This is a genomic window from Solidesulfovibrio sp. (genome assembly GCF_029978005.1).
GTDB lineage: Bacteria > Desulfobacterota > Desulfovibrionia > Desulfovibrionales > Desulfovibrionaceae > Solidesulfovibrio.
In genome coordinates, this window is sequence record NZ_JARKOZ010000030.1 from 1 (window position 1) to 9,510 (window position 9,510).

The following is a 9,510-nucleotide window of genomic DNA, read 5'->3' on the forward strand; positions in this document are numbered from 1 at the left end:
TCGCTGCTTGACCGCGAGGAACCTTCGTCCCATTAAACGGCCTGCGTCCGGCGAGCCGTTCTCTTTTCACTGGCGCGGCGCGCCGAAAAAACGTATTGCTCCAATCCTTGAAGTCGAAGGGGCGTCATGGCAGCGAAGGAATCGGGCGAAAAGCTCATTGCCCAGAATAAAAAAGCCCGGCATCTTTACGAATTTCTGGAGAAGTACGAAGCCGGCATGGTGCTGGTCGGCTCGGAGGTCAAGTCGCTTCGGGCCGGGCGCATCAGCTTCAAGGACGGCTACGTGAAGATCTCCGGCGACGAGGCGTTTTTGACGGGCGTGCACATCGCGCCCTACGAGAACGCCGGCTACGCCGGGCACGAGCCCGAGCGGCCGCGCAAGCTCCTGCTCCACGCGGCCGAGATCCGGGCCCTTCGCGCCAAGGTGGAGCAGAAGGGGCTGACGGTGGTGCCGGTGCGGGTGTATTTCAAGAACGGCCGCGCCAAGGTGGAGATCGCCCTGGCGCGCGGCAAGAAGGTCTTCGACCGGCGCGACGACCTGAAAAACCGGGACCTCGCCCGCGACGCGGCCCGGGAACTGGCCGGCCATTGACGGCCGTCCGGCGGGCTTTGACGCCGGGCGGCCCGATCCGGGCGCCGCGAGGAGTCGTTTGATGGCAGCAAAGCGAATTGGAACGTCCCTTGTCCTGCTCCTCGGCCTGTTGTTGCTGGCCGGGGCGGCGAAGGCCGGACCCACCGAGGCCGACGAGCGCGTGGACGCCTTTCTCGACGAGACGGCCGGGCTCTTCGGCCCTTCCGAGGCCGACGTGGTCCGGGCCTTCGGCGCGCCCCGCGACCGCCAGGCCGTGCCCTTCAACAGCCCCCACGACGACGCCCCCTACGAGATCGTCACCCTGGCTTACGACGGGCTCACCGTGTCGCTTTACAGCATGGACGGCGGGGCGCGGCAGTTTTTCCACCAGATACGCGTCACCGCCGGCCCCACCTGTTTCGCCCGCAAGGTGTGCCTCGGCATCCCGCGCGAGCGCCTGGCCGCCGTCCTCGGCCGGCCCGAGGACGCCGAGGACGAGATCTGGCGCTATTCCGACATGAGCGGCTACAACGAGCTCGCCTTCACCTTCGACGCCAAGGGACAGGTCGATTCCATGACCTGGACCGCCGAGGCGGACTAGACGCCATGCCGGTGCGAAACCTGCTGTCCCCCGCGGCCCGCCGATTCCTGGAGGGCCTTTTCCCTGGCGACGCGGCCGTTTTTACCCCCGAGGAGACCTTCGTCTTCGGCACGGACGCCTCGCGGCGCTTCGCCGCGCCCTGGGCCGTGGTGCGCCCCGAGACCCTGGACCAGGTCCGGGAGCTGCTCGCCTTCGCCCAGGCCGAGCGCATCCCCGTCCTGCCGCGCGGCCGGGGCACCAACACCGTGGGCGACTGCGTGCCCGTGGCCGGGGGGATCGTGGTGTCCTCGGCCCGCATGAACCGCATCCTCGAGATCGACGGCGACGACTTCGTGGCCGTGGTCGAGCCCGGCCTGGCCACCGGCGACCTCCAGGCCGTGCTGGCGGGGCAGGGGCTCTTCTACGCCCCGGACCCGGCCAGCGTGAAATTCTCCTCCGTGGGCGGCAACGCCGCCACCTGCGCCGGCGGCATGCGGGCCGTCAAGTACGGCGTCACGCGCGACCACGTCCTCGGCATCGAGGCCGTGCTGCCCGGCGGCACGGTGATCCACGCCGGCGGGCGCACCCATAAAAACGTGGTCGGCCTCGACCTCACGCGCCTTCTCGTCGGCTCCGAGGGCACGCTCGGACTTTTCACCAAGCTCATCCTCAAGCTTTTGCCCAAGCCCGCCGCCACCGCCACCCTGGCCCTGGCCTACCCGTCCGTGGACGCGGCCCTGACCGCCGCCGGGGACGTGTTCAAGGCCGGCGTCCTGCCCGTGGCCGTGGAGCTTCTGGGCAAGGAGGCCATGGACGCCGTGGCCGCCATCGCCGGCGTCCCCTGGCCCCGGGACGCCGGCGCGGCCCTTTTTTTGCGCGTGGACGGCTCGTCCGAGGCCGTGGCCGCCGATCTGCGGCTGCTGGCCGCGGCCGCCGACCGGGCCGGGCCGGTCTGGCGCGAGGAGGCCGCCGCGCCCGAGGCCGAGGAGGCCTTGTGGGAGCTGCGCCGGCTGCTCAACCCGGCCTCGTTCAAGGCCGCGCCGGACAAGATCAGCGACGACGTGACCGTGCCGCGCGGGGCGCTGCGCGAGGCCGCCGCCGGGATCGCGGCCATAGGCGACGAGGCGCGCGTGCGCATCCTGCTTTTCGGCCACGTCGGCGACGGCAACCTCCACGTCAACATCATGCACGACGCCGCCGACCCTGACGAGCGCGGCCGGGCCGAGAACGCCCGGGAGCGCATCCTGGAGCTGTGCCTGCGCCTTCGCGGCACGCTCTCCGGCGAGCACGGCGTGGGCCTGGCCAAGCTGCCCTTCCTCGACCGCCAGCTCTCGACCGGGGAGCGCGAGCTGATGCGCCGCGTCAAGGCCGTCTTCGACCCGGCCGGCATCATGAACCCGCAAAAGGCCTACTGACGTGTCCAAGCCCCTTGACCCCGCCCACTGCCTCCACGGCCAGGGCCGCCGCCCGGAATGCATCCTGTGCGGCCGCTGCCTGTCCGTGTGTCCGCTTTTCGCCGCCACCGGCCGCGAGGAACTCTCCCCGCGCGCCAAATTCTTCCTGGCCCGGGCCGTGGCCGAGGGCCGGGCGGACCTGTCCAGAAAGGCCGCCGAGCTTCTGGCCACGGTCTGCCTGTCCTGCGGCAAGTGCGAGAGCGCCTGTCCGCTGGGCCTTTGCGGGCCCGACCTCGTGGCCGAGCTGCGCGCCTCCCATCCGGGCTTCGCCGGCTTTCTCTGGAAGCTCTGGGTGGAGCGGGCCGGGCTCATGTGGCCGCTGGCCCGGTCGCTGACGAAAATGCTGCCCGGCAACATCCCCATCGAGGCCGTCAGCCGCGCCAAGGCCGCCATCGAGGCCATGGGCTCCGGCCGCGCCCCCGAGCCCTGGCTCGTCCCCGAGACCTGGGACCGGCGGCACGAAGGCAAGAAAGCCGTGATCTTCGCCGGCTGCGTGGCCGAGCACGCCAATCCCCGCTGGAAGGAAGCGGCCCGGCGGGTGCTGGCCGGCCTTGGCGTCGAGGTCCTGCCCGACCCGGGCTTCACCTGCTGCGGCTGCACCCTGGGCCATGCCGGCGCCCCGGCCGCCCAGGCCGCCATGCAGCAGCACAACATCGAGGCCTGGCGCGCGGCGGGTCGGCCGCTCATGGCCGTCTTCTGCGCCACCTGCCGCTGCGGCCTGCGGGCCTACGCCCGCAAGGACCTGGGGCTGACCATGGACGAGCTGCCCCTTTGGCGCGAAAATCTCGTCTCCCTGGCCGAGCTCATGGGTGCAACGACCTTTCGCGCCGGCGAGGCCGCGCCCCCGGCCGTGCGCTACCACCGCCCCTGCCACGGGGCCGGCGGCAACCAGGACCTGGACTTTCTGCGCCGGGCCATGGGCGACCGTTTGACCTTCAACGAAAACGAGACGCCCTGCTGCGGCTTCGGCGGCCTGACCAAGCTCACCTCGCCGGAACTGTCCGAGGCCGTGGCCAGCCACGCCCTGGCCGTCTACGCCCCGCGCCCCGGGGAGCAGATCGTCACCGGCTGCGCCGGCTGCGTCACCCAGTTGCGCGCCGCCGCCCCGGACGCCGTCCGGGTGGGCCACTGGCTGGAACTGTTGGGCTGACCCCCGATCCCCCGCCACCAGGGAGGGCGCCGCGCCCCGGACGATCCGGGGCCTTTCCGACCGACGCCGCCCTCCACCACATAAGGAGTCCATTCATGCTCAAGGCCATCGCCCGAAAGATCATCGGGTCGCGAAACGAACGGTACCTCAAGAGCCTGCGCCCCATCGTCGCGGCCATCAACGCGTTCGAACCGCAGGTGCAGGCGCTGTCCGACGAGGCCATGCGCGCCCGCGTGGCGGAATTGCGGGAGGAGGTCGCCGGTGGGCGCAGCCTCGACGACGTCCTGCCCGAGACCTTCGCCCTGGTGCGCGAGGCCTCGGTGCGCTCGCTCGGCATGCGCCATTTCGACGTGCAGCTCATCGGCGGCCTCACGCTGCACCGCGGCAAGATCGCCGAGATGAAGACCGGCGAAGGCAAGACCCTGGTCGCCACCCTGCCCATCGTCTTAAACGCCCTGTCCGGCAAGGGCGTGCACCTCGTCACGGTCAACGACTACCTGGCCAAGCGCGACGCGGCCTGGATGGGCAAGCTCTACAACTTCCTGGGCCTGTCCGTGGGCGTCATCGTCCACGGCCTCGACGACGCCGAGCGCCAGGCCGCCTACGGCGCGGACATCACCTACGGCACCAACAACGAGTTCGGCTTCGACTACCTGCGCGACAACATGAAGTTCTACAAGGAGCAGCTGGTCCAGCGCGAGCTCAACTTCGCCATCGTGGACGAGGTGGACTCCATCCTCATTGACGAGGCGAGAACGCCGCTGATCATCTCCGGCCAGGCTGAGGACTCCTCCACGCTCTACGCCCGCATCGACGCCTTCATCCCCATGCTGCGCAAGGAGACGGACTTCACCGTGGACGAGAAGGCCCGCACGGTGCTGCTCACGGAAGAGGGCGTGGCCCGCATGGAGCAGGTGCTCAAAATCGACAACCTCTACGACGCCGCCAACATCACCTTCCAGCACCACGTGCTCCAGGCCCTCAAAGCCCATCACATCTTCCAGCGCGACGTGGACTACGTGGTCAAGGACGACCAGGTGCTCATCGTGGACGAGTTCACCGGCCGCCTCATGCCCGGCCGGCGCTACTCCGACGGGCTGCACCAGGCGCTGGAGGCCAAGGAGCACGTGCAGGTGGAGGCCGAGAACCAGACGCTGGCCACCATCACCTTCCAGAACTACTTCCGCATGTACAAGAAACTCGGCGGCATGACCGGCACCGCCGACACCGAGGCCGTGGAATTCCGCGAGATCTACGACCTGGAAGTCCTCTCCATCCCGACGCACCGGCCCATGATCCGCAAGGACTTCCCGGACCTGGTCTACAAGACCCAGCGGGAGAAGTTCGAGGCCATCGCGGCCGACGTCAAGGAGCTCCACAAGCGCGGCCAGCCCGTGCTCGTCGGCACCGTGTCCATCGAGAAGTCCGAGCTGCTCTCGGGCATGCTGAAAAAATCCGGCGTGCCCCACGACGTGCTCAACGCCAAGCACCACGAGAAGGAAGCCGAGATCGTGGCCCTGGCCGGCCAGAAGAGCCGGGTGACCATCGCCACCAACATGGCCGGCCGCGGCACGGACATCGTGCTCGGCGAGGGCGTCGTCGACCTCGGCGGCCTGCACATTCTCGGCACCGAGCGCCACGAGTCCCGGCGCATCGACAACCAGTTGCGCGGCCGTTCCGGCCGCCAGGGCGACCCGGGCTCCTCGCGCTTCTACCTGGCGCTCGACGACGACCTCATGCGCCTTTTCGGTTCGGACCGCCTCAAGGGCCTCATGGACAAGCTCGGCATGGAGGACGGCGAACCCATCGAGAACCGCATGGTCTCGCGGGCCATCGAAAACGCCCAGAAGCGGGTCGAGGCCCACAACTTCGAGATCCGCAAGCAGCTGCTCGAGTACGACAACGTCATGAACCAGCAGCGCGAGGTCATCTACTCGCGCCGCCGGGAACTCATGGGGACCACCGAGCCCGAGACCTTCGTCACGGAATACGTGGAGGACATCGTCGGCGAGATCTTCGCCCCCCTGGAAGCGGCCAAGGGCACGCCCGACCCCGAGAGCCTGGAGATGGCCGCCGCCCAGCTCGAGGACCTCTTCGACCTCAAGATGGCCCTGGAAACCGGCAGCGCCGAGGAGAAGCAGGCCGTGCTCGACGCCGTGCTCGGTCGTCAGCGCACCCTGTCCGAGGTGGCCGGCGACCACTACAGGGAGATCGCCCGCTACTTCCTCCTCGACAGCCTGGACCGCCACTGGAAGGAGCACCTGCTCTCCATGGACCACCTGCGCGACGGCATCGGCCTTCGCGGCTACGGCCAGAAGGACCCCAAGCAGGAGTACAAGCGCGAGGGCTTCGAACTCTTCCAGCAGCTCATCTACAGCATGCGCGACGCCGCCATCCGGTCCCTGTCCCGGGTGCAGGTCCGAAGCGAGGTCCGCGAGCAGGAGTTCCAGCACAAGGACGACACGGCCCACATGCAGTATTCCGGCGGTTCGGCCGAGGAGGACTCCAAAAAGGAGCCCAAGCGCCGCGTCGAGCCCAAGGTGGGGCGCAACGATCCCTGCCCCTGCGGCAGCGGCAAGAAATACAAGAAGTGCTGCGGCGCGAAATAGCGCGAGAAAAAAAGGGAGGGACGCCTCCGGCGGCCGGGAGGGGCCGGGGCCCCTCCCGGACCTCCCCGGGAAGGGGGCTCAAACGGCCGCGCGGCAGCGGACGCTTGAAGGCGTCGGGAAATGTGCGGCGGCGGGAGGCCAGCCCGGACGCAACCGGAAAGCCGGCCGTTTCCCTTGCCCGGCGGTCCCGTTTTTTTTACAGATGACCGGAAACGCGCGGCGCGCGCACTCCTGACATCGTCCGGAAGGGGGCTTGCCTCCCCCTTGCCGGTCATACGGGGCGGCCAGCACGAGCGCCCGCACGGTGGGTCATGTTCGTCATCATCGGCATCGTGGTGGTCCTCGGCTGCGTCATCGGCGGCTTTTTGCTGGAAGGCGGCCACCTGGGCGTACTCATCCAGCCCATCGAGCTGCTCATCATCGGCGGCGCGGCCCTGGGGTCGTTTTTCATCTCCGCGCCCAAGTCCGTGGTCATCGGCACCTTCAAGCACGCCATGCACGTGTTCACGGGCAAGGAATCCTCGGCCGCCGACTACCAGGACCTGCTGACGCTGCTCTTCGAGCTGCTCAACATCGCCCGCCGCGACGGCATCGTGGCGCTGGAGCCCCACGTGGCCAAGCCCGAGCAGTCCTCCACCATCAACCGCTACCCCAACATCGCCAAGAACAAGCAGCTGGCCTACTTCATCTGCGACAACATCAAGTGCCTGCTCTCCGAGGGCATCGACGCCCACCGTTACGACGACCTCATGCGCACGGACATCGCCACCATGCACCACCACGCCATGATCGCGCCCACGGCCGTGACCAAGGTGGCGGATTCGCTGCCGGGACTTGGCATCGTGGCGGCGGTGCTCGGCATCGTGCTCACCATGGGCAAGATCAACGAGCCGCCCGAGGTGCTCGGCCACAGCATCGGCGCGGCGCTGGTCGGCACGTTCCTCGGCATCCTCCTGTGCTACGGCTTCATCGGCCCCATGGCCACCAACCTGGAATACCAGGCCAAGGCACAGCAGCACATGCTGCACGTGGTCAAGGAAGTCCTCGGCGCGTTCAACTCCGGCTTTTCCCCGATGCTGTCCGTGGAGATGGGCCGCCGGGCCATCCCCGACGACGTGCGGCCGACCATGGAGGACATGGAAGGGGCGCTGCGTGGCAAAAAATAACGACCACGGCAAGACGATCGTCGTCTACCGCGAGTCCGACGAGGGGCACGGCGGGCATCACGGCGGTTCCTGGAAGGTGGCCTACGCCGACTTCGTCACGGCGCTCATGGCCTTCTTCCTGCTCCTGTGGCTGGTGGTGTCGCTCAAGCCCCAGAAGAAGCAGGAGCTGTCCCTGGTCTTCCAGGACAAGAACGTACCGAGCAAGGAGAAGGTGCAAAACCTCGAAAAGGTGCCCACCTTCATCAGCCCGGACGCCGTCAAGGGCAACCCCGAGTTCAAGCTCTCCCAGGAGAACAAGCTCAAGTACGAGATCGCGCTTCTGGTCAAGGAGCTCATCACCTCGGACTTGTCGGTCAAGAGCAATTCGGGCGTGAGCAACGACTCCTCGGGCGTCATGATGCAGGTCAACAACTCGGTGATGTTCAAGCCCGGCTCGGCCGAGCTGACGCCCACGGCCGTGACGATGCTCGACGGCGTGGCCAAGATCCTGCGCGACTTCAAGATCAACCTGACCGTGCGCGGCCATGCCGACGACGAGGAGAAGGGCGGGCCGTACCCGTCCAAGTGGGAGCTTTCGGCCGCCCGGGCGGCGGCGGCCACCCGCTACCTGGCCGAGAAGGCCGGCATCGCCACCACGCGCCTTCGCGCCGTGGGCCTGGCCGACAGCCAGCCGTTGGTCCCCCCGACCTCGGCCGAGAACAAGGCCCGAAACCGCCGCATCGAGTTCTTCTACACCAGCCCCGACATGCGCCCCACGGAACGCTCCCAGGACGGGCCGTAGAGGGCCTGCGGCCGCGCCGATTTCCCTTTGTCCGGCCTGCGCCCGATGCCGGAAACGCACTTGGTCGCGCGCGGCTCGAACGACATGACGTCGCCTCGCCGTGGGTATGCGCCGCACGACTTGACTTTCGCCCCATCTGCCCCCATGGGAATCCCATGACGCTTCTCTTCGACGACACCAAAAAGCTGGAAAAGGCCCTGGGCGAGGAAGCCGCCGGGGTGCTCATCGGCATTTTGGAAAAGCAGGACGACGCGGCCAGGCGCGAACTTGCCACCAGGCACGACCTGCGCGAAACGGAGTTGCGTCTGTTGGCGGAAATGTCCAAACTCAACGCCGACGCCAAGACGGACATCCTCAAGTGGGTGGCGGCCATGCTGATCGGGCAGGCCGCGCTCATCGCCGCCCTCATCAGGCTGTTTGCCAAATAGACCCCACCATCCTTCGTCGCCAAGGCCACCTTGTTTTCAGGGTGGCCTTCTTTTTGGGGGAGGCGAACTGCCTGCCTGCGGCATCCGGGAATCTTGCGGGCCTTGCCGCCTGATCCAGATCGGCGAGGCCGCCGTGTACGTCCATGTCGTGGCCGACTCCCGACGCGACATGCAGCGCCTGCTCCTGCGCCGGCTGGTGGAGGAAGCGCCTTGATTTCATGAGAAGCGGGGAAACGGCCCTGCGGCCGTTCCCCTCGCTTGTGCCTTGCGCCGGCCCTACACCTTCTCCAGCGCCTGCCGCAGGTCCGCGAGGATGTCCTCCACGTCCTCGATGCCGACCGAGATGCGCACCATGTCCGGCGGCACGCCGGCCTGCGCCAGCTCCTCGGGCGTGAGCTGGGAGTGGGTCGTGGAGGCCGGGTGGATGACCAGCGTCTTGGCGTCCAGGATGTTGGCCAGGTGCGAGCACAGCTCCACCGACTTGATGAAGGTCCGGCCGGCCTCGATGCCCCCCGTGAGCCCGAAGCCGAAGACCGCGCCCGGGCCCAGCGGGAAGAACCGCCGTGCCCGGGCATGGTCCTTGTGGCTCGGCAGGCCGGCGTAATTGACCCAGGCCACCTTGGGGTGCGCTTCCAAAAATTCCGCCACCTTCTGGGCGTTGGCGCAGTGGGCCTTGGCCCGAAGCGGCAGCGTCTCCATGCCCTGGATGACCAGGAAGCTGTTGAGCGGCGCGGGCGTGGCCCCGATGTCGCGCATGAGCCCGGTGCGGATC

General features: G+C 68.2%; 9 protein-coding genes. 8 read left to right on the top strand and 1 reads right to left on the bottom strand.

The window, feature by feature from the left end:
- The first annotated feature begins 126 nt into the window (after positions 1 to 126).
- The 8 genes from smpB to Q1K70_RS02955 all read left to right on the top strand — a co-directional run bounded on the left by smpB (position 127) and on the right by Q1K70_RS02955 (position 8,738).
- Complete coding sequence (gene smpB / locus Q1K70_RS02920) at positions 127 to 591, top strand: SsrA-binding protein SmpB (RefSeq protein ID WP_300155512.1); 465 nt, start codon at positions 127 to 129, stop codon at positions 589 to 591.
- Between the two features lie 61 nt (positions 592 to 652).
- Entirely contained in the window at positions 653 to 1,171 is a 519-nt protein-coding gene (locus Q1K70_RS02925; protein WP_300155514.1) for a hypothetical protein, read from the top strand.
- 5 nt (positions 1,172 to 1,176) lie between these two features.
- Positions 1,177 to 2,565, top strand: a complete 1,389-nt coding sequence (locus Q1K70_RS02930; RefSeq protein ID WP_300155517.1) for an FAD-linked oxidase C-terminal domain-containing protein — start codon at positions 1,177 to 1,179, stop codon at positions 2,563 to 2,565.
- A gap of 1 nt (position 2,566) precedes the next feature.
- Positions 2,567 to 3,754 (top strand): (Fe-S)-binding protein, encoded by a 1,188-nt coding sequence (locus Q1K70_RS02935; RefSeq protein WP_300155519.1) that lies wholly within the window; start codon positions 2,567 to 2,569, stop codon positions 3,752 to 3,754.
- Between the two features lie 95 nt (positions 3,755 to 3,849).
- Complete coding sequence (gene secA, locus Q1K70_RS02940) at positions 3,850 to 6,363, top strand: preprotein translocase subunit SecA (RefSeq protein ID WP_300155522.1); 2,514 nt, start codon at positions 3,850 to 3,852, stop codon at positions 6,361 to 6,363.
- Between the two features lie 311 nt (positions 6,364 to 6,674).
- Complete coding sequence (motA, locus tag Q1K70_RS02945; protein WP_300155524.1) at positions 6,675 to 7,529, top strand: flagellar motor stator protein MotA; 855 nt, start codon at positions 6,675 to 6,677, stop codon at positions 7,527 to 7,529.
- Complete coding sequence (locus Q1K70_RS02950; RefSeq protein ID WP_300155527.1) at positions 7,516 to 8,310, top strand: flagellar motor protein MotB; 795 nt, start codon at positions 7,516 to 7,518, stop codon at positions 8,308 to 8,310. The genes motA and Q1K70_RS02950 overlap by 14 nt, the downstream gene beginning before the upstream one ends.
- A gap of 155 nt (positions 8,311 to 8,465) precedes the next feature.
- Entirely contained in the window at positions 8,466 to 8,738 is a 273-nt protein-coding gene (locus tag Q1K70_RS02955; protein ID WP_300155530.1) for a hypothetical protein, read from the top strand.
- Between the two features lie 276 nt (positions 8,739 to 9,014).
- Here Q1K70_RS02955 and Q1K70_RS02960 read toward each other — a convergent pair.
- On the bottom strand, positions 9,015 to 9,510 hold a 496-nt coding region (locus Q1K70_RS02960), incomplete at its 5' end, for a PLP-dependent transferase (protein ID WP_300155533.1).